Annotated in this window: 18 protein-coding genes and 1 tRNA gene; 9 read left to right on the top strand and 10 right to left on the bottom strand. The window is 70.2% G+C overall.

Annotated elements, in window-relative coordinates:
• Positions 1-392: 392 nt before the first annotated feature.
• Positions 393-466, bottom strand: a tRNA-Pro gene (locus tag ACFXOA_RS20395).
• A gap of 88 nt (positions 467-554) precedes the next feature.
• Positions 555-1,493 carry a metallophosphoesterase gene (locus tag ACFXOA_RS20390; RefSeq protein WP_385030129.1) on the bottom strand — a complete coding sequence of 313 codons (939 nt, stop codon included), beginning with the start codon at positions 1,491-1,493 and terminating at the stop codon, positions 555-557.
• Positions 1,494-1,572: 79 nt separating this feature from the next.
• Here ACFXOA_RS20390 and ACFXOA_RS20385 point away from each other — a divergent pair, with 79 nt between their 5' ends.
• The gene (locus tag ACFXOA_RS20385) at positions 1,573-2,037 is read left to right on the top strand and encodes a GatB/YqeY domain-containing protein (RefSeq protein WP_385030126.1); all 465 of its coding nucleotides are present in this window, start codon (positions 1,573-1,575) and stop codon (positions 2,035-2,037) included.
• Between the two features lie 231 nt (positions 2,038-2,268).
• On the opposite strand, the gene ACFXOA_RS20380 is transcribed toward ACFXOA_RS20385, so the two are convergent.
• Complete coding sequence (locus tag ACFXOA_RS20380) at positions 2,269-4,509, bottom strand: transglycosylase domain-containing protein (RefSeq protein ID WP_385030123.1); 2,241 nt, start codon at positions 4,507-4,509, stop codon at positions 2,269-2,271.
• A gap of 398 nt (positions 4,510-4,907) precedes the next feature.
• Between ACFXOA_RS20380 and ACFXOA_RS20375 the strand changes: the two genes are divergently transcribed.
• Positions 4,908-5,270, top strand: coding sequence for a WhiB family transcriptional regulator (locus ACFXOA_RS20375; protein ID WP_385030120.1), 363 nt, complete (start codon positions 4,908-4,910; stop codon positions 5,268-5,270).
• A gap of 65 nt (positions 5,271-5,335) precedes the next feature.
• On the opposite strand, the gene ACFXOA_RS20370 is transcribed toward ACFXOA_RS20375, so the two are convergent.
• Together ACFXOA_RS20370 and ACFXOA_RS20365 are read right to left on the bottom strand one after the other, a co-directional pair.
• Complete coding sequence (locus ACFXOA_RS20370; RefSeq protein WP_385030117.1) at positions 5,336-6,805, bottom strand: ArsA family ATPase; 1,470 nt, start codon at positions 6,803-6,805, stop codon at positions 5,336-5,338.
• Positions 6,802-7,833 (bottom strand): ArsA family ATPase, encoded by a 1,032-nt coding sequence (locus ACFXOA_RS20365; RefSeq protein ID WP_385030114.1) that lies wholly within the window; start codon positions 7,831-7,833, stop codon positions 6,802-6,804. Before ACFXOA_RS20365 ends, ACFXOA_RS20370 begins: the two co-directional genes overlap by 4 nt.
• A gap of 72 nt (positions 7,834-7,905) precedes the next feature.
• On the opposite strand from ACFXOA_RS20365, the gene ACFXOA_RS20360 reads away from it, so the two are divergent.
• The 4 genes from ACFXOA_RS20360 (at position 7,906) to ACFXOA_RS20345 (ending at position 10,507) form a co-directional block, all read left to right on the top strand.
• A complete protein-coding gene (locus ACFXOA_RS20360) occupies positions 7,906-8,064 on the top strand; it encodes a DUF4177 domain-containing protein (protein ID WP_019992579.1) in 159 nt (52 codons plus the stop codon).
• The gene (locus ACFXOA_RS20355) at positions 8,064-8,534 is read left to right on the top strand and encodes a RidA family protein (RefSeq protein ID WP_385030111.1); all 471 of its coding nucleotides are present in this window, start codon (positions 8,064-8,066) and stop codon (positions 8,532-8,534) included. The genes ACFXOA_RS20360 and ACFXOA_RS20355 overlap by 1 nt, the downstream gene beginning before the upstream one ends.
• Positions 8,535-8,730: 196 nt before the next feature.
• Positions 8,731-9,684 carry an NUDIX hydrolase gene (locus ACFXOA_RS20350; RefSeq protein WP_385030108.1) on the top strand — a complete coding sequence of 318 codons (954 nt, stop codon included), beginning with the start codon at positions 8,731-8,733 and terminating at the stop codon, positions 9,682-9,684.
• A complete protein-coding gene (locus tag ACFXOA_RS20345) occupies positions 9,677-10,507 on the top strand; it encodes an MBL fold metallo-hydrolase (protein ID WP_385030105.1) in 831 nt (276 codons plus the stop codon). The genes ACFXOA_RS20350 and ACFXOA_RS20345 overlap by 8 nt, the downstream gene beginning before the upstream one ends.
• 142 nt (positions 10,508-10,649) lie before the next feature.
• Here ACFXOA_RS20345 and ACFXOA_RS20340 read toward each other — a convergent pair whose 3' ends face one another.
• Positions 10,650-11,324: a Crp/Fnr family transcriptional regulator gene (locus ACFXOA_RS20340; protein WP_031090867.1), complete on the bottom strand. Its 675-nt coding sequence runs from the start codon at positions 11,322-11,324 to the stop codon at positions 10,650-10,652.
• A 290-nt stretch (positions 11,325-11,614) separates the two neighbouring features.
• Between ACFXOA_RS20340 and nth the strand changes: the two genes are divergently transcribed.
• The 3 genes from nth to ACFXOA_RS20325 all read left to right on the top strand — a co-directional run bounded on the left by nth (position 11,615) and on the right by ACFXOA_RS20325 (position 14,663).
• Positions 11,615-12,523 (top strand): endonuclease III, encoded by a 909-nt coding sequence (gene nth, locus ACFXOA_RS20335; RefSeq protein ID WP_385030101.1) that lies wholly within the window; start codon positions 11,615-11,617, stop codon positions 12,521-12,523.
• A gap of 106 nt (positions 12,524-12,629) precedes the next feature.
• Complete coding sequence (locus ACFXOA_RS20330; RefSeq protein ID WP_385030098.1) at positions 12,630-13,367, top strand: NUDIX hydrolase; 738 nt, start codon at positions 12,630-12,632, stop codon at positions 13,365-13,367.
• Between the two features lie 90 nt (positions 13,368-13,457).
• A complete protein-coding gene (locus ACFXOA_RS20325) occupies positions 13,458-14,663 on the top strand; it encodes a MarP family serine protease (RefSeq protein ID WP_385030095.1) in 1,206 nt (401 codons plus the stop codon).
• A gap of 328 nt (positions 14,664-14,991) precedes the next feature.
• Here ACFXOA_RS20325 and ACFXOA_RS20320 read toward each other — a convergent pair whose 3' ends face one another.
• The 4 genes from ACFXOA_RS20320 to nhaA form a co-directional block, all read right to left on the bottom strand.
• Positions 14,992-15,195, bottom strand: a complete 204-nt coding sequence (locus ACFXOA_RS20320) for a hypothetical protein (RefSeq protein WP_385030093.1) — start codon at positions 15,193-15,195, stop codon at positions 14,992-14,994.
• Between the two features lie 105 nt (positions 15,196-15,300).
• On the bottom strand, positions 15,301-16,278 hold the full coding sequence (locus ACFXOA_RS20315) for an alpha/beta fold hydrolase (protein WP_385030090.1): 978 nt from the start codon (positions 16,276-16,278) through the stop codon (positions 15,301-15,303).
• Positions 16,275-16,805, bottom strand: a complete 531-nt coding sequence (locus ACFXOA_RS20310; protein ID WP_385030087.1) for a phage holin family protein — start codon at positions 16,803-16,805, stop codon at positions 16,275-16,277. The genes ACFXOA_RS20315 and ACFXOA_RS20310 overlap by 4 nt, the downstream gene beginning before the upstream one ends.
• Positions 16,806-16,844: 39 nt before the next feature.
• The gene (gene nhaA / locus ACFXOA_RS20305; protein ID WP_385030084.1) at positions 16,845-18,248 is read right to left on the bottom strand and encodes a Na+/H+ antiporter NhaA; all 1,404 of its coding nucleotides are present in this window, start codon (positions 18,246-18,248) and stop codon (positions 16,845-16,847) included.
• Positions 18,249-18,287 lie beyond the last annotated feature (39 nt).

Below are 18,287 nucleotides of genomic sequence, written 5' to 3'. Positions count from 1 at the left end.
AGCGGCTCGCGGTCCCGCGTCGGATCCGCCGCAAGATCAATACGTGCCTGGACGGCCGCTTGGCAGGCACCACGACTTCAACCACCTCATCGCCGTACCGCAGACCGCGCATGGGCGACCGCCGACCGGTTGCCCGGGAGCACTGCCGTCCGCGTCCGGGTGCTAACCGAGCCGTGGCCCACAGGCAGTCCCCGGGGGCGGGCGGGTGACCGGAGCTCGAGAGACGAGAGTGCGAGCGGACGCGGGGGAGGCGTACCGCCCCTGTCGTGAGACCGCCCGCGGGGGGAGCCGGCCAGGATCCTCTCCCCGGCCTCTTCCCGAACGATCACCCGAGACGCAGCAAGGGCCTGACCCGCGATGCGGATCAGGCCCTTGACCTGGTGTTTCAGCTGTCGGGGTGGCGGGATTTGAACCCACGACCTCTTCGTCCCGAACGAAGCGCGCTGCCAAGCTGCGCTACACCCCGATGTCCACCGGTTCTCCCGGCGACATCGACAACCTTAGCCCACCCGCGCCCGGAGGCGAAATCCGGTATCGGAGGCCGGGCCGCGGCCTCAGTCCCGGGGCGTCAGCGTCAGCAGGGTCGCCTCCGGCGGGCAGGCGAAGCGGACAGGGGTGTACCGGTTCGTCCCGCACCCGGCGGAGACGTGGAGGTAGGAGCGCCGCTCACCGACCGTGTGGCCCGAGAGCCCCTTCACCCGGTCGGTGTCCAGGTCGCAGTTGGTGACCAGAGCGCCGTAGAAGGGAATGCAGAGCTGTCCGCCGTGGGTGTGGCCGGCGAGGATCAACGGGTACCCGTCGGCCGCGAAGGCGTCCAGGGAGCGCAGGTAGGGCGCATGGACGACGCCGATCGAGAGATCCGCGCCGGTCTCCGGACCTCCGGCGACCTCGGCGTACCGGTCCCGCTTGATGTGCGGGTCGTCCAGGCCGGTGAAGGCGATCTCGAGCCCGTCGGCCTTGATCCTGCCCCGGGTGTTCGACAGGTTCAGCCAGCCCGCCTCGTCGAAGGCGTCACGCATGGGCTCCCACGGGTTGTGGACGACGCCGACGGCAGGAGCGTTGCCGTTCAGGCCGTGCTTGCCCTGCGCCTTCTCCATGAGGTAGCGCACCGGGTTGCGCAGCTTGGGCCCGTAGTAGTCGTTGGAGCCGAAGACGTAGACCCCGGGGAACTCCATCAGCGGGCCGAGGGCGTCGAGCAGCTCGGGCACGCCCTCCGGGTCGGAGAGGTTGTCGCCCGTGTTCACCACGAAGTCCGGGCGCAGGCCCGCCAGCGACTGGAGCCAGGCGCGCTTCTTGCGCTGACCGCTGACCATGTGGATGTCGGAGACCTGGAGTACGCGCAACGGGCGTGCCCCGTGCGGGAGTACGGGAATGGCGATCCGGCGGAGGCGGAACGAGCGAGCCTCGAATCCGGCCGCGTACGCGATGCCTGCGGCACCCACCGCCGCGCCGACTGCCGTGACTTTCAGGGGTACTCCGTAGCGTGCGCGCATGGTCCCATCGTCGCAGAAGCCGTGGTGCCGGACGAAAACGGGAGGGCGGCAGGTGCCCCGTACCTGTCACAATCACCGCATGACCACGCTCAAGTCCAAGCTCCAGGAAGACCTCACCACGGCCATGAAGGCGCGTGACGAGCTCACCTCGTCCACCCTCCGGCTCACCCTCACCGCCATCACCAAGGAGGAGGTCAGCGGCAAGACGTCGCGCGAGCTCTCCGACGACGAGGTGCAGAAGGTGATCGCCAAGGAGGCCAAGAAGCGCCGTGAGGCGGCCGAGGCGTTCGCGCAGGGCGGCCGGACGGAGCAGGCGGAGCGGGAGAAGGCCGAGGGCGAGCTGCTCGACGCCTATCTGCCCAAGCAGCTCTCCGACGACGAGCTGAACGTGATCGTGGCGCAGGCCGTGGAGGAGGCGAAGGCGGGCGGCGCGGAGGGCCCCCGGGCCATGGGGGCCGTCATGAAGATCGTCAATCCGAAGGTGGCCGGCCTTGCCGAGGGTGGCCGGGTGGCTGCCACCGTGAAGAAGCTGCTCGCGGGCTGAGCGCAGGGCTGCGCGTCGGGCTGGGCGCAGGTCCGGACCGGACGCCGGCGTCCTCCCGTCCGAGAGCACGGGCCCCTCACCCCGGAGGCCGGGAACTCCTCGCCCCGGAGGCGCCCGCGTACCCCGCCCGGCGCGGGCCGGTGCCGGGGCGCCGGTCAGGGTACGTGAACGACGGAGGGTGCTCCCCGGCCGGGGAGCACCCTCCGTCGTTCTTCGCGTGACCCGGAGCGGTCAGGGCCCGTTGCCGCCCCGCCCGCCACCGTCGTTCCCGCCGATGATGCCGGGCGGGAGGGTGATGCCGCCGATGGGGTCCGCCCCGGGCTTGTCGTTGTCGCCGCCCGTGTCGCGGTCGCGGTCGCGGCCACGCCCCTTGTCCTTCTCCTTGTCCTGAACCTTCTCCTTGGCGCGCGGCACCGCGATCGGGTTGAAGGAGGGGGTCTCGGAGGCGCTGAGCGCGCCGGTCATCGCGGTCTTCCAGATCGGGCCCGGCAGGCAGCCACCGCAGACCTTGTCGTAGTACTGACCACCGATGGTGATGTCGTACATCGGAACCTTCTGGCCGCCGTCGGAGCCGACCCACACCGCGGTGGAGAGGTTCGGCGTGTAGCCGACGAACCAGGCGTCCACGCGCTGCTCCGTCGTACCGGTCTTCCCCGCGTTGTCCCGGTCGGTGAGACCGGCCAGGGTGCCGGTGCCGTCCTCCACCACTCCCTTGAGCATCTGGTTGAGGGTGTCGGCCGTCTTCTCGCTCATCGCACGCGAGCAGGCGGACTCGGGGATCGGCAGCTTCTTGCCGTTGGCGTCCTTGATCGACTCGATCGCGACGGGGGTGCAGTACATGCCCCGGTTGGCGAAGGTGGCGTATGCGGTGGCCATGCTGAGCGGAGTGCTCTCCGTGGTACCGAGGGTGATCGAGGGGTTCTCCGTGAGCGGCTTGCCGTTGCCGCGCTGGTATCCGACCTTGCCCGCCATGGTGAGCGTCTCGCAGAGACCGGCCCGCTGCTCAAGCTTCGCGAAGTAGGTGTTGATGGACTTGCCGAGGGCGCTCGTCATGTCGAACGAGCCCTTCTCGGATTCCAGTTCGTTCTGGACCGACCAGTCACCACCGCCGGCGGGGCCGCCGTCGCAGGTCCGGTACTCGTCCAGCGGCAGGGAGATCTTCCACGGGGTGTCGAAGGTCTGTGCCGGGCTGATGCCCTTCTCCAGGGCGGCGGCGGCGGTGATCGGCTTGAACGTGGAGCCGACCTGGAAGCCGTAGGTGCTCCCGCCCATCTTGTTGCTGACCGCCAGGTTCAGCACCGTCTCGTGCTTCTTCTGGTCCAGGCCGTACGGCCTGGACTGGGCCATCGAGAGGATCTTGCCCGTGCCGGGCTCGACCTGCACCACAGACGCGGCGATCTTGTCGGTCTTGTCGACCTTGGAGGTCGCCGCGTCGTCGGCCGCCTGCTGCGCCTGCGGCGACAGCGTGGTCCGGATGGTCAGCCCGCCGAGGTTCCAGAGCTTGGTGCGTTCCTCCTCGGTCTTCCCGAAGACCGGGTCGGTCAGGATCGTCTTGCGCACGTAGTCGCAGAAGAAGCCCGAGCCGCTGACAGCGGTGATGCAGCCGCTCTTCGGCTTGCTGACCTTCAGCTTGAGCGGGCTGGCGATGGCCTTGTCCGCCTCACTCTGGGAGATGCTGCCGACCGCCGCCATGCGCTGCAGCACGATGTTGCGGCGCTTGGTCGCCTCCTCCGCGTCGTTGACCGGGTCGTAGCGGGTCGGCGACTGGACGAGGCCGGCCAGCATCGCGGCCTCCTCCACCTTCAGATCCTTGGCGTGCTTGGAGAAGTAGCGCTGGGAAGCCGCCTCGACGCCGTACGCCTGCTGCCCGAAGAACGTGATGTTGAGGTAGTTCTCGAGGATCTTCTTCTTGCCGAGCTCTTCCTCGACCTGGATCGCGTACTTGAGCTCCTTGACCTTGCGTCCCAGGGTCTGCTGGGTGGCCTCGGCGACCTTTTCCGGGTCGTCGCCCGCCTCCTCGACGAACACGTTCTTCACGTACTGCTGGGTGAGCGTCGAGGCTCCCTGAGTGCCGCCGCCGGCTTGGACGTTGCTGTTCAGCGCACGCAGGATGCCCTTGAGGTCGACGGCCCCGTGTTCGTAGAAGCGGGAGTCCTCGATCGCGATGATCGCGTCCTGCATGTACGGGGACATGTCCTTGAGCGGGACGACCGTGCGGTCACGGGAGTAGACGGTGGCGATCGTGCCGCCCTCGCTGTCGAGGATCTTGGTCCGCTGGCTCAGCGGCGGCGTCTTGAGGTTGGAGGGGATCTCGTCGAATCCCTCGACCGTCCCCTTGGCCGCGAGCCCGAGTGCGCCGGCGGCCGGCAGCGCGATGCCTGCGAGCACAGCTCCGGAGAGCGCGGCGACACCGAGGAACTTGGCGGCCTGCTGGGTCGTCGTCAGACCCCCGCCTGAGCGCTTCTTTGGCATGAGGGCAGCCTACGTTCTGATTCGCCGGACACGCGTATAGGCCTTGGCCTAAGCTGCTCTCAACTGTCACAGCAGTCTGTTGGTGCATCAACCCCTCTGCACCGCCCACTGCAGAATTCAGCCAACCGCCGAGGCGCCCCCGAATTCGCCTCATCTGTCGCTGAATGTCCGTTCCGAATTGGGTTCTGTGTCCCGATTCATTAGGGATGGTCACGCATGTCCTCGCGTCACTCCTCTGGGTGATCCGCCGCGTACGCATAGTCCGTTCGGGCCATTCAAGATTGGGCCCGAAGGGGGTGTTGTGCTGTCGCCACCTTCCGTAACGTCCTCAACTGGCAGCGGTGAATATGCCTCTGCCGCCGTGGGGGAGCCTCGATTCGGGAGAGGACGGCGCCGGTATGGGCTGGGTAACCGACTGGAGTGCGCAGGCAGCCTGTCGCACTACCGATCCGGATGAACTGTTCGTACAAGGGGCAGCGCAGAACAGGGCCAAGGCGGTGTGTACCGGATGCCCGGTGCGCACCGAGTGCCTGGCCGACGCGCTGGACAACCGCGTCGAGTTCGGCGTGTGGGGTGGGATGACGGAGCGGGAACGCCGCGCACTGCTGCGACGGCGGCCCACCGTGACGTCCTGGCGCCGGCTGCTGGAGACCGCGCGCAGTGAGTACGAGCGGTCCACGGGCATGCTGCCCGCAGCGGTGGGCCTCGATGACGATCTGCACGACGACGAACTGCACGAGACGTTCGCCGCCGTCGGGTGAGAGCCCCGGGAGGGAGCCCCCGGCAGGACCGGTGGTTTCTCCCTGTGCCTCGCCCGGGCTGCCGGCTAGACGGTCCCGGCCGTGTCGGACGCCGAGCCGGCCGCGAGCCGTTCCCCGATGGCCCTGAGGCCTGAGAGGTCGTGCACGTCACCCGGCAGCGCGGCCACCTCGGTCACGGGGACCTCGGGATGGAGCACGGTGAAGCGGTCGCGCGTGTCCTGTTCGCGCGCGACGACCTGCATCCGCTCGGCATGCAGGCGCAGCAGCCCCGCGGTCAGCTGCTCGACGGACAGCTCGGTCGAATCGGCCTCCGCGTCGTGGCTGTCGTGCCTGGTTGCTGTGGGCGATTCAGCGGTGTCCGAGGGCAGACCCGACGGACCTGAGGACTTCCGGCCACGCTGTTCGGCGTTGTGCGACGACCGGTCGTGCTGGGGCGGCTCCTGCTGTGGCGGCTCGTGCGGATGCGACTCGTCGTCCTCCGGGGGGAGGGAGGACTCCGGCGCCTCGGGAGAGGTGGCGGCGACCCGGTCCGCCGTGTCACCAAAGCCAGCCTTCCCGGCCGCCTGATCCACAATGCGGGAGCCTTCAAGATTTTCTGCGGCGGCCAGCGCGCGCTCGGCGGAGAGCCGCGAAGCGTCGCTGCCGTGCACCCGGTTGAGGACGAGACCGGCCAGCGGCATGTCCTCGGCTGCCAGCCGTTCGACGAAGTAGGCGGCCTCGCGCAGCGCGTCCCTCTCGGGCGTCGCCACGACGAGGAAGGCGGTGCCGGGAGCCTGGAGGAGCTTGTACGTCGCGTCGGCCCGGGTGCGGAATCCGCCGAACATGGAGTCCATCGCCGTGACGAAGGTCTGTACGTCGCTCAGGAACTGCCCGCCGAGCAGCTTGCCGAGCGTGCCCGTCATCATCGACATCCCGACGTTGAGGAACTTCATCCCGGCCCGTCCGCCGATCTTCGCCGGGGCGATCAGCAGCCGGATGAACTTCCCGTCCAGGAAGGAACCGAGACGCTTCGGCGCGTCGAGGAAGTCCAGCGCCGAACGGGACGGAGGGGTGTCGACGATGATCAGGTCCCATTCGTCGCGCGCCCTCAGCTGGCCGAGCTTCTCCATGGCCATGTACTCCTGTGTGCCCGCGAAGCCGGCCGACAGGGACTGGTAGAAGGGGTTCTCCAGGATGGCGCGGGCCCGCTCGGCATCGGTGTGCGCCTCGACGGTCTCGTCGAAGGTGCGCTTCATGTCGAGCATCATGGCGTGCAGCTCGCCCTCACCCTCGACGCCGTCGACCCGCCGCGGAACGTTGTCCAGCCGGTCGATGCCCATGGACTGAGCGAGCCTGCGGGCCGGATCGATGGTGAGGACGACCACCTTGCGGCCCCGTTCGGCCGCCCGTACGCCGAGTGCCGCCGCGGTCGTGGTCTTGCCGACGCCGCCGGAGCCGCAGCAGACGACGATCCGGATCTTCGGGTCGTCCAGCAGCGCGTCCGTCGCCAGCCCTTGCGCGTCGCCGGTCTCTGCCGTACCGGTGCCCGGTGTCATGACCCCATCCTTCTTCCCGAACCGCGCTTCCCGCCCCGGGGCGCCTCGCCCGCCGCGTCCGCGCTGTCGTCGCCGACGCCCTGTTTGCGGAACTCCTCGGCCAGCTCGTGCAACGCGGACAGACCCACTCCCTCGCCCATCAGCGGGAGCTCGGCCATCGGCAGCCCCAGACCGGTCAGCACCGCGCGCTGCTCACGCTCCAGGCGCACGCGCTGGGCGTGTTCGGCGGCCTGCTCGACCAGCGGCCTCACCAGGCCCGCGGAACCTGTCACTCCGGCGCTGGTCAGCGTCTTGGCGATCTCCTTGCGGCGGCCTCCCGACGCCGTGCGCAGGGCGTCCTCGTCTAGCAGATGAGGACGCACCATGTTCACCACGACCCGCCCCACGGGCAGTTCGGCGGCCCGCAGCTCGGCGATGCCGTCCGCGGTCTCCTGGACGGGCATCTCCTCCAGCAGCGTGACCAGGTGGACCGCGGTCTCGGGGGACTTCAGGACCCGCATCACGGCCTGTGCCTGGTTGTGTATGGGGCCGATCCGGGCCAGCCCGGCCACCTCGTCGTTCACGTTGAGGAAGCGTGTGACGCGACCGGTGGGCGGCGCGTCCATGATCACGTGGTCGTAGACGAACCTGCCCTGCTTGTCCTTGCGGCGTACCGCCTCGCACGCCTTGCCGGTCAGCAGGACGTCCCGGACCCCAGGGGCGATGGTCGTGGCGAAGTCGATCGCGCCGATCTTCTTCAGCGCCCGGCCGGCGCTGCCCAGCTTGTAGAACATCTGGAGGTAGTCCAGGAGCGCCCGCTCCGCGTCCAAGGCCAGGGCGTGCACCTCGCCGCCCCCCGGTGCGACGGCGATCCTGCGCTCCTCGTAGGGGAGCGGTTCGGTGTCGAAGAGCTGGGCGATGCCCTGCCGGCCCTCGACCTCGACGAGAAGGATGCGCTTGCCCTCGGTCGCGAGGGCGAGCGCGAGTGCGGCGGCGACCGTGGTCTTACCGGTCCCGCCCTTGCCGCTGACGACCTGGAACCTGCTCACGTCTTCGAGCCTAACCAGTCGGCAGGCAGGCTACGCACGAGGCCGCCTGTGCCAGGCATTACAGTCGGGCCCATGACCAAGTGGGAATACGCGACCGTGCCCCTTCTCGTGCACGCGACCAAGCAGATTCTGGACACCTGGGGCGAGGACGGCTGGGAGCTGGTCCAGGTCGTTCCCGGCCCGAACAACCCCGAGCAGCTCGTGGCCTACCTGAAGCGGGAGAAGCCGTAGTGGCGGGCGCCGTCGAGGCGAAGCTCGCCGAACTGGGCCTCACCCTCCCGGACGTGGTGCCGCCGCTGGCCTCGTACCAGCCCGCCGTGCGGTCCGGGGTGTACGTCTACACCTCCGGCCAGCTCCCCATGGTGGACGGCAAGCTCGCGGTGACCGGCAAGGTCGGCGGGGAGGTGACGGCGGACGAGGCCAAGGAACTGGCCAAGACCTGTGCGCTCAACGCCTTGGCGGCCGTCAAGTCGGTCGCCGGTGACCTGGACCGGATCGCGCGCGTCGTGAAGGTCGTGGGGTTCGTCGCCTCGGCGTCCGACTTCACGGGTCAGCCCGGCGTGATCAACGGCGCGAGCGAACTGCTCGGCGCGGTCCTCGGAGACAAGGGCGTGCACGCCCGCAGCGCGGTGGGCGTCGCGGTGCTGCCGCTGGACGCTCCTGTGGAGGTCGAGGTGCAGGTCGAGCTCGTCGACGCCTGAGCTCGCACGCCCGGCCCAGCACATCTTCGATCCCGCCCGGTTGAGACCGGGCGGGATCGGTGCGTCAGGGCCTCCCGCGCACGGGGACAGGGGCGGCGTCCCAGCGGGCCGGCACCGGAGGGCACACGTATGACCTGGCCGGACGCCTGGTCCAGGACCCCTCGAACATCGGCGCGGTACCGGATAGCCTCCGGCCATGTCCAACGGTCAGTGGTACCCACCGGAATGGCCCGCCAGGATCCGGGCACTCGCCAGCGGCGAGCTGACAGCCGTGACCCCCAGGCGGGCGGCCACCGTGATGCTGCTCCGGGACTCCGCGCCGGGGACGGGCGCCGGGGGTCCGCGGGTCCACATGCTGCGCAGACGGACCTCGATGGCTTTCGCCGGGGGTGCGTACGCCTATCCGGGTGGCGGGGTCGACCCGCGCGACGACGATCAGCTCGTGGGATGGGCGGGCCCCTCGCTGGAGACCTGGGCCGGGCGTCTGGGCGTCGCCACGGCAGCGGAGGCGCAGGCGGTGGTCTGCGCCGCCGTCCGGGAGACGTACGAGGAGGCCGGCGTCCTGCTGGCCGGTCCCACCGCCGAGACCGTCGTGAGCGACACCACGGGCGCCGACTGGGAGGCCGACCGCGAAGCACTGGTCGCCCACGAGCTGTCCTTCGCCGGGTTCCTCGCCCGCCGCGGTCTGGTGCTGCGTTCCGACCTGCTGGCCGCCTGGGCCCGCTGGATCACTCCGGCGTTCGAACCGCGACGCTATGACACCTGGTTCTTCGTCGCCGCGCTGCCGGAGGGGCAGCGAACGCTGGGGGCCTCCGGTGAGGCCGACCGGACGGTGTGGATCCGGCCCGCCGACGCCACCCACGGCTACGACAGGGGCGAACTGCTGATGATGCCGCCCACGGTGGCGACCCTGCGGGCGCTGACGCCCTACGGAACGGCCGAGGAGGCCCTGAAGGCGGCGGATTCGCAGGACCTCGCCCCGGTTCTGGCAGAAGCCCGTATGGAAGGCGACGAGCTGGTGCTCAGCTGGCCCGGGCACGAGGAGTTCACGAAGCACGTCGGGAGGGGATCCGCGCAAGGGGCCGGCTCACCGCCCGTGAGCGGCGTCCCCGGGCACGAGGGTGCCGCGGACGGAGGCTCCGATGAGTGACGCGGCCGTGCTGCCCGGGCAGCCACGCGGCGGGGCGCTCTCCGGCCCCGCCACCGCCCGGACCGTCAACGTCCTGGCTCCCAACCCCTCGGCGATGACCCTGGACGGCACGAACACCTGGATCGTGGCGGAACCCGATTCCGACCTGGCGGTCGTGATCGACCCCGGCCCGCTCGACGAGATACACCTGCGGGCGGTCGTCGAAACAGTCGAGAGGTCGGGGAGGCGGGTCGGCCTCACCCTGCTCACCCATGGGCACCCGGACCACGCGGAAGGCGCCGGCAGGTTCGCCGAACTCACGCGGACCGAGGTGCGTGCCCTTGACGCTGCCGTGCGGCTCGGAGACGAAGGGCTCACGGCCGGTGACGTGATCACCACCGGCGGGCTCGAGCTCCGGGTCGTCCCCACTCCGGGGCACACGGCCGACTCGCTCTCCTTCCACCTGCCGGCCGACCGCGCGGTGCTGACGGGGGACACGGTTCTCGGGCGTGGCACGACCGTCGTCGCGCACCCGGACGGGAGGCTCGGCGACTACCTGGACTCCTTGCGGCGACTGCGTTCGCTGACGGTCGACGACGGGGTGCACACGGTTCTCCCCGGGCACGGACCGGTGCTCGAGGACGCGCAGGGTGCGGTGGAGTTCTACCTGGCCCACCGGGCCAACCGCCTGGCCCAGGTCGAGACCGCCGTCGAAGCGGGGCACCTGACGCCTTCCGAGGTGGTGGCGGCGGTGTACGCCGACGTCGACCGCTCCCTCTGGCCGGCGGCCGAGCTGTCGGTGCGGGCCCAGATGGAGTACCTGCGGGAGCACGGACTGATCTGACCGGCCGTTCCGCGCCTGAGGCCCCACCGGTCGGTGGGGCCTCAGGCGAGAGGTGTGTGTCCGGGACGTCGCGGTGCCGGTGAGGGCGCACGCACGCCGGGCGCACCGCGGCAGCCGGTGAGGGCGCCGTACGTCCGGGACCTCAGCGGGAGCGCTTGGCCAGCCGCTCCACGTCGAGCAGGATGACGGCGCGTGCCTCGAGCCGCAGCCAGCCGCGGCCCGCGAAGTCCGCGAGGGCCTTGTTGACCGTCTCGCGGGAGGCGCCGACCAGCTGCGCCAGCTCCTCCTGCGTCAGGTCGTGCACGACGTGGATGCCCTCCTCCGACTGCACGCCGAACCGGCGCGACAGGTCGAGGAGCGCCCGCGCGACACGGCCGGGCACGTCGGAGAAGACCAGGTCGGACATCTGGTCGTTGGTCTTGCGCAGCCGACGGGCGACGGCGCGCAGCAGGGCGGTGGCCACCTCGGGGCGCGCGTTCAGCCAGGGCTGCAGGTCTCCGTGTCCGAGACCGAGGAGCTTGACCTCGGTCAGCGCGGACGCGGTCGCCGTACGCGGACCCGGGTCGAACAGCGACAGCTCGCCGATCAGCTCGCCGGGGCCGAGGACGGCCAGCATGTTCTCCCGTCCGTCGGGAGAGGTGCGGTGGAGCTTCACCTTGCCCTCGGTGACCACGTACAGGCGGTCGCCCGGGTCGCCCTCGTGGAACAGCGCGTCGCCGCGCGCGAGGGTCACCTCACTCATCGAGGCGCGGAGCTCCGCGGCCTGCTCGTCATCGAGCGCCGCGAAAAGCGGGGCGCGCCGCAGAACGTCGTCCACGAGTTCTCTCCTTGTCGGCCTGTTCAGGGAAGCGTGGTTTCCATGATGCCGGACGGTAAAACAGTGCGATCGATCACAAACCAGTTTGACGCACGGGCGTGCCGGACCCTACGGCAGGGGGGCCGATCGGGCGTGGACAGGTGGCGACAGGGGTGGATGTCGGCCCCTGGCTCTAGGCTGGGCGGGTGTCCGGAACGCCGGTGACAGCGCAGGCAGAGGGGGCTGATGGGGTGTCGCAGGACAAGAATTCCGCTGTGGGCGAACAGGGCGGGCGAACTAGTGCAAAAGCGGTGAAGCGATCCGCCGGGAAGGCGTCGGCGAAGCCCTCCGGCGATCAGCCGAGGCGTCCTGCCGGACCACCGGGCAAGCGCCCGGGAGCGGCCGCCAAGTCCTCGTCCGCGAGCTCCACGGCCCCCAGATCCTCGGCGGCGAAGCCGGAATCGCATCTGGCGATGGTCCGCCGCGCGCGCCGGATCAACCGCGAGCTCGCGGAGGTCTATCCGTACGCCCATCCGGAGCTGGACTTCCGCAACCCGTTCGAGCTGCTGGTGGCCACGGTCCTCTCCGCCCAGACCACCGACCTGAGGGTCAACCAGACCACCCCCGCGCTCTTCGCCGCCTACCCGACGCCGGAGGACATGGCCGCGGCGGTGCCCGAGCGGCTGGAGGAGATCATCCGGCCGACCGGTTTCTTCCGTGCCAAGGCGCGTTCCCTCATGGGGCTGTCCGCCGCGCTCAGGGACGACTTCGGAGGGGAGGTTCCGGGGCGGCTCGCGGACCTGGTGAAGTTGCCCGGTGTCGGACGCAAGACGGCCAACGTCGTCCTCGGCAACGCCTTCGGCGTGCCGGGCATCACCGTGGACACCCACTTCGGCCGGCTGGTCCGCCGGTGGAAGTGGACGGAGCAGGAGGACCCGGAGAAGGTCGAGGCGGAGATCGCCGCCATCTTCCCGAAGAGCGAATGGACCATGCTCTCGCACCGGGTGGTCTTCCACGGCCGCCGCATCTGCCACTCCCGTAAGCCCGCCTGCGGCGCATGCCCCATCGCCGCGCTCTGTCCCGCCTACGGCGAGGGCGAGACGGACCCGGAGAAGGCGAAGAAGCTGCTGAAGTACGAGATGGGCGGCAGGCCGGGCCAGCGGCTCAGCCCGCCCCCGGACTATCCGGGCAGCCCCGCCCCGCCGTTGGGAGCGGGGTGAACGGCCTCTCCGCGCGGCACCGTCGGCCGGATCTGCGTGGCGAATCGGTGCCGCCCCCGGCGGAACGAAACGGCCGGCCGCAGGCGTTGCCACGACGGGGGTGTCCATGACGCACGCACGGAGCACAAGGGCCGCGGCCGACGCGGCCACCACCGGGACTGCGGCCCGCCGCGACGGCGAGATCGCCGTCTCCGCCGACGGTCTGCCCGCCTGGCTCGAGCCCGTGGCCCGAGCGGCGCGGACGGTCGAGGCCCAGCAGCTCAGCCGCTTCCTCCCTCCGAAGAACGGTGCAGGCCGTCAGTCGGCCGTACTGGTCCTCTTCGGCGAGGGGGAGCGAGGCCCGGAGCTCCTCCTGATGGAGCGCTCCGGCACGCTGCGCGCGCACGCCGGCCAGCCTTCGTTCCCGGGGGGCTCCCTCGACCCCGAGGACGGCGACCACACGACCACAGGCCCGCTGAGAGCGGCACTGCGCGAGGCCGAGGAGGAGACCGGGCTCGATCCGAGCGGGGTGCAGCTCTTCGGCGTGCTTCCCCGGCTCTACATCCCGGTGAGCGGCTTCGTCGTCACACCCGTCCTGGGGTGGTGGCACACCCCCAGCCCGGTGGGCGCCGTGGATCCGGCCGAGACCGCCCGGGTCTTCACCGCCCCCGTGGCGGATCTCACGGACCCCGCGAACCGGGCGACGGCGGTCCATCCGAGCGGGCACCGAGGCCCCGCGTTCCTGGTCGAATCCGCTCTGGTCTGGGGGTTCACAGCCGGTGTGATCGACAGGATTGTGCACTACGCCGGATGGGAACGCCCCTGGGACAGGGCCAGACAGGTGCCGCTCGACTGGCGCGCATGACAGGCTGACTCCCTGCTGCGCTGTTCCGGGCCTGGCCCGGACCCCGTCGTTCCGGACGGGCCAGGTGACGAATCTGCGAGGCTATAGACGTTGAACGTGCTGGACATCCTGCTGCTCGTCGGTGCCGTGTGGTTCGCGGTCATCGGCTACCGCCAGGGCTTCGTCGTCGGCATCCTGTCCGTGATCGGTTTCCTGGGCGGCGGCCTCGTGGCCGTCTACCTGCTGCCGGTCGTCTGGGACCAGGTGACCGACGGAGCGGAGGTCTCCTCCACCGCAGCCATCGTCGCGGTCGTGGTCGTGATCGTGTGCGCCTCGGTGGGCCAGGCCCTCACCACCCACCTCGGCAACCGGCTCCGCCGGCACATCACCTGGTCGCCTGCGCGCGCCCTGGACGCCACGGGCGGCTCCCTGGTCAACGTCGTGGCCATGCTCCTGGTGTCCTGGCTCATCGGCTCCGCGCTGGCAGGCACCTCGCTGCCGACGCTGGGCAAGGAGGTACGAAGCTCCTCGGTCCTGCTCGGGGTGTCGAGGGTGATGCCCGATCAGGCCTCGACCTGGTTCACGGACTTCTCCTCCGTGCTGGCGCAGAACGGCTTCCCGCAGGTCTTCAGCCCCTTCGCCAACGAGCCCATCACCGAGGTCGACCCTCCCGACCCGGCCCTGGTCGGGAGCCCCGTCGCGGAGCGCGCCAAGAAGTCCATCGTGAAGGTCGTGGGTATGGCACCGGGCTGCGGCAAGGTGCTCGAGGGGACGGGGTTCGTCTTCTCCGACCGCCGCGTGATGACCAACGCCCACGTGGTCGGCGGTGTCGACGAGCCCACCGTCCAGATCGGGGGCGAGGGGCGTCTGTACGACGCGAAGGTCGTGCTCTACGACTGGCAGCGGGACATCGCCGTACTGGACGTGCCTGACCTGGACGCCCGGCCCCTGCGCTTCACCGCTGCCGACGACGACGCGGGGAGCGGCGACAGCGCGATCGTGGCCGGCTTCCCGGAGAACGGCGCCTACGACGTGCGTTCCGCCCGCATCCGGGGCCGGATCGATGCGAACGGCCCGGACATCTACCACCGGGGCACCGTACGCCGCGACGTGTACTCACTCTTCGCGACCGTGCGGCAGGGAAACTCCGGCGGCCCGCTGCTCACCCCGGACGGCAAGGTGTACGGAGTGGTGTTCGCCAAGTCCCTCGACGACCCCGACACGGGTTACGCGCTGACCGCCGACGAGATCCGCAAGGACATCGAGCTGGGAAGGTCCGCGGCCCAGGAGGTCGACAGCCAGGGCTGCGCGCTCTGAGCGAGCAGCCGCGCCGCCGCGCGTCCTGAGAGGGACGCCCGCTGCCCGCACCCCCAGCGGGTCCCCTCCCGGGCCGCCACATGGCCGTCGGGGGCCCGAGGGCTCGGGGGGCCGACGCGAGGGCACCGACGGGTCGGGAACGTCCGGCGCGCCGTGCGACGCCGGACAGTGGTTCCGGGCTCGCCGTACGGATGCCATGGACAGGCCCCGGGCCGGTCGGCCCAGGGCCCGATCCCCCGACGACGTGTCGTCCCGGTGTCGGCTGTGTCCGCGTCTGCTTCGTCCGCGTCGGCGTCCGTGTCGGCTTCGTTCGTCCGTGCAGGCTTCGTCACCCGCGGGGATGGCGCAGCCGCGCCGAGACCCAGCGGGCCCGGCGGTGGAGAATGCGCGGAATGCCGAGCCTGAGCTCGTGGAAATCGTTCACCTCATGCACCCGGCTCGGTGAGCCGTCCCCCTCAGGAGTGCCCGGACCGACGAGAGCGGTCGAGCGGCGGTTGCGTGCTACGTCATTGAAGTCGCGCGTCCAGCCCATACCCCGACGTCTGCCCGTGACCCAAGGTCGGTAATCGCGCGCGACTCGGCCAATTGGCTTATGCGGAAGGCAATTGGCTGTTCGTCGGACAGGTGTGCGCCCGGACTACCTGTCGGGCTCGGGATCCTTGAGCCAGTTGATGAGTTCGGTCGAGAATCCGACCGGATCCTCCTCGTGGGGGAAGTGCCCCAGACCGTCGAAAAGTCGCCAACGGTAGGGCGCCTCGACGTACCTGCCCGACCCCGCAGCACTGCGTGTGCGGATCGCCGGGTCCAGGGAGCCGTGGAGGTGCAGCGTGGGCACGCGCACGGGGCGCTTCATCCGGCGGTTGAACTGCACGCCGTCCGGACGCGCCAGGGAACGCACCATCCACCGGTACGGCTCGATCGAGCAGTGCGCCGTCGACGGGATGCACATCGCGCGCCGGTAGACGTCCAGGGTGCAGTCGTCGGGGAACTCCGGCGTGCGCGGGCCGGACCAGTCCCGAATGAGCCGGGCCACCAACGCGGCGTCGTCCGCCACCAGCTGACGTTCCGGCACCCAGGGCCGCTGGAAGCCCCAGATGTGCGATCCGGCCCTGGACTGCGCCAGATCCGCGACCATCGAGGAGCGCCAGCGACGGGGATGCGGCATGGACGAGACCACGAGGCGCCGCACCAGCTTCGGTCGCATCACGGCGGCCGTCCAGGCGAGATAGCCGCCCATGTCATGCCCCACGAGCGCCGCGTCCGGCTCGCCGAGCGAGCGGATCACGCCGGTGACGTCCAGCGCCAGGTTCGCGGGGTCGTAGCCCCGGGGCGTACGGTCGCTGCCGCCGACGCCGCGCAGGTCCATCGCGACCGCGCGGTACCCGGCGTCGGCCAGTGCCGTGAGCTGGTGGCGCCAGGTCCACCAGAACTGCGGGAATCCGTGCAGCAGGAGGACCAGGGGCCCGTCACCGAGTTCGGCGATGTGGAAACGGGCGCCGTTGGCCGCCACATCGCGGTGGGTCCAGGGGCCGTCGAGACGGACGGGGCCGCCCGCCGCCGCAGCCGGGGCCAGCGGCCCCACCGGGCCGTACGCGCTGAAGTCGGGATCGGTCATGCGGACGAGCGTGTCACAGGGAGCGCCTTGTCCGTGACCGGACGGTTCTCGATGGCCTTGTCCGCAAGGGTGCTGCCCTGAGCCTGTTCGATCGCGCGAGCGGTGGCGACGGGGCGCGGATGCGGCTTGACGCTCTGGAGCACGGCCGCGCTCTGCTTGGCGGACGCGATGGACTTCTCCGGCGGCTTGACCTTCTTGAACTTGGCGTATCCGAAGAGGGCGAGCAGGATGCCCAGCAGGATGTAGGCACCGCCCACGATCAGGAACGACCAGGCGAGACCGAGCCCGAGGTTGTGGATTCCGTAAGCCGCGGCGAAGCTCAGCATCGGGATCGCGAAGATCAGCAGGCCGGCTGTGACGATGAACGCCACACTGCCCATGACGCCGCGCTTGACGTCCTGCCGTACCTCGGCCTTCGCCAGGGCGATCTCGTCGTGAACCAGCGCGGACATCTCGGCTGTGGCCGAGGCGAACAGCTGTCCGAGACTACGGTCGGTGCTGCCCGCGTAGTTGCCGGGGTCGCTCATCCCTGACTCCCTCTCGTCTTCCGTACATCCGATGTCAGATCATGCCGGACTGTCCGGCTTGTTGCTCGCTGCCCCCGCCTCTTCGGCAAGGCGCCGGTGCTCGGCGGCCTTCCTTTCGTGGATCACCGCCATGCGCCGGTGGTACTCGGGGTCGTCCTGCTCGTAGACGTCGGGGACCCCTGATTCGTCCTCGTCGAGTTCCTCGGCGTCGTACAGCGCCCTGTATCTGCGTACCCGCAGCCTGAGGAGTACACCTGCGAACAGCGCGGCGATCAGCGAGCCCATGAGTACTGCGGCCTTGATCTCGTTGATCATGGTGTCATCGCCGTCGAACGCGAGCTCCCCGATGAGCAGCGAGACGGTGAAGCCGATACCGGCCAGTGTGGCCACGGCGAAGACGTCGGCCCAGGCCAGGTCCTTGTTCAGCTGTGCCTTGGTGAAACGGGTGACGAGCCAGGTGCCGCCGAAGATGCCGATCGTCTTGCCGACGACCAGACCGAGCACCACGCCGAGCGTCTCGGGCCGGGTGAAGACACCCGCCAGGGCATCGCCCTTCAGGGTGACGCCGGCCGAGAAGAGGGCGAACAGCGGAACCGCGACGCCGGCCGACAGGGGCCGCACCAGGTGCTCGATGTGCTCGCCCGGGGACTGTTCCTCGCCGTCTCGCCGGGTGCAGCGCAGCATGAGCCCCATGGCCACACCGGCGATGGTCGCGTGGACACCGCTGTTGTACATCAGACCCCAGATGACCAGCGCGAGCGGGATGTAGATGTACCAGCCCCGCACCTCTGCCCGGAGCAGCGCGTAGAACACGACCAGCCCGACGGCCGCGCCGCCGAGCGCCATGAAATTGATGTTCTCGGTGAAGAAGACCGCGATGATGAGGATGGCGAAGAGGTCGTCGACCACGGCGAGGGTGAGCAGGAAGGCGCGGAGTGCCGCGGGCAGGGACGTGCCGATGACCGCGAGAACCGCCAGAGCGAAGGCGATGTCGGTGGCGGTGGGAACGGCCCAGCCGGACAGGGAACCATCCCCGATCACCGTGGTGAGGGTGTAGACGATCGCGGGCACCGCCATGCCGCAGAGCGCCGCGGCGACAGGCAGGGCTGCTGCGCGGGGGTCCCGGAGCTCACCGGCGACCAGTTCACGCTTGAGTTCGACGCCCGCCACGAAGAAGAAGACGGCGAGCAGTCCGTCCGCGGCCCAGTGGGCGACCGAGAGGTCCAGCCCGAGGGTCTCGGGACCGAAGTGGAAGTCGCTGACCGAGTGATAGCCGGACCCGGCGGTGTTGGCCCAGATCAGTGCTGCGACCGCTGCGACGAGCAGGATGACGCCGCCGACCGTCTCGGTGCGCAGGGCCTCCGCGACGTAGTTGCGCTCGGGCAGGGGCAGCCGGTCGAACAGGGTGCTGCGGCGCTCGGACGAGCGGGTGGGCGGGGCCACTGGGGAGACCTCCGGGTCGGTTGGTGTGGTGGTGGCATG

It is taken from the genome of Streptomyces sp. NPDC059166 (genome assembly GCF_042755185.1).
Lineage (GTDB): Bacteria > Actinomycetota > Actinomycetes > Streptomycetales > Streptomycetaceae > Streptomyces.
This window is presented reverse-complemented; position numbering and strand designations above follow the sequence as displayed.

Coding starts and splice junctions, on each gene's coding strand:
- ACFXOA_RS20350 (WP_385030108.1), top strand. CDS start 8,731: ATGTCCAACGGTCAGTGGTACCCACCGGAATGGCCCGCCAGGATCCGG.
- ACFXOA_RS20375 (WP_385030120.1), top strand. CDS start 4,908: ATGGGCTGGGTAACCGACTGGAGTGCGCAGGCAGCCTGTCGCACTACC.
- ACFXOA_RS20320 (WP_385030093.1), bottom strand. CDS start 15,195: ATGGGCTGGACGCGCGACTTCAATGACGTAGCACGCAACCGCCGCTCG.
- ACFXOA_RS20385 (WP_385030126.1), top strand. CDS start 1,573: ATGACCACGCTCAAGTCCAAGCTCCAGGAAGACCTCACCACGGCCATG.
- ACFXOA_RS20370 (WP_385030117.1), bottom strand. CDS start 6,805: ATGACACCGGGCACCGGTACGGCAGAGACCGGCGACGCGCAAGGGCTG.
- ACFXOA_RS20380 (WP_385030123.1), bottom strand. CDS start 4,509: ATGCCAAAGAAGCGCTCAGGCGGGGGTCTGACGACGACCCAGCAGGCC.
- ACFXOA_RS20360 (WP_019992579.1), top strand. CDS start 7,906: ATGACCAAGTGGGAATACGCGACCGTGCCCCTTCTCGTGCACGCGACC.
- ACFXOA_RS20390 (WP_385030129.1), bottom strand. CDS start 1,493: ATGCGCGCACGCTACGGAGTACCCCTGAAAGTCACGGCAGTCGGCGCG.
- ACFXOA_RS20330 (WP_385030098.1), top strand. CDS start 12,630: ATGACGCACGCACGGAGCACAAGGGCCGCGGCCGACGCGGCCACCACC.
- ACFXOA_RS20345 (WP_385030105.1), top strand. CDS start 9,677: ATGAGTGACGCGGCCGTGCTGCCCGGGCAGCCACGCGGCGGGGCGCTC.
- ACFXOA_RS20310 (WP_385030087.1), bottom strand. CDS start 16,805: ATGAGCGACCCCGGCAACTACGCGGGCAGCACCGACCGTAGTCTCGGA.
- ACFXOA_RS20315 (WP_385030090.1), bottom strand. CDS start 16,278: ATGACCGATCCCGACTTCAGCGCGTACGGCCCGGTGGGGCCGCTGGCC.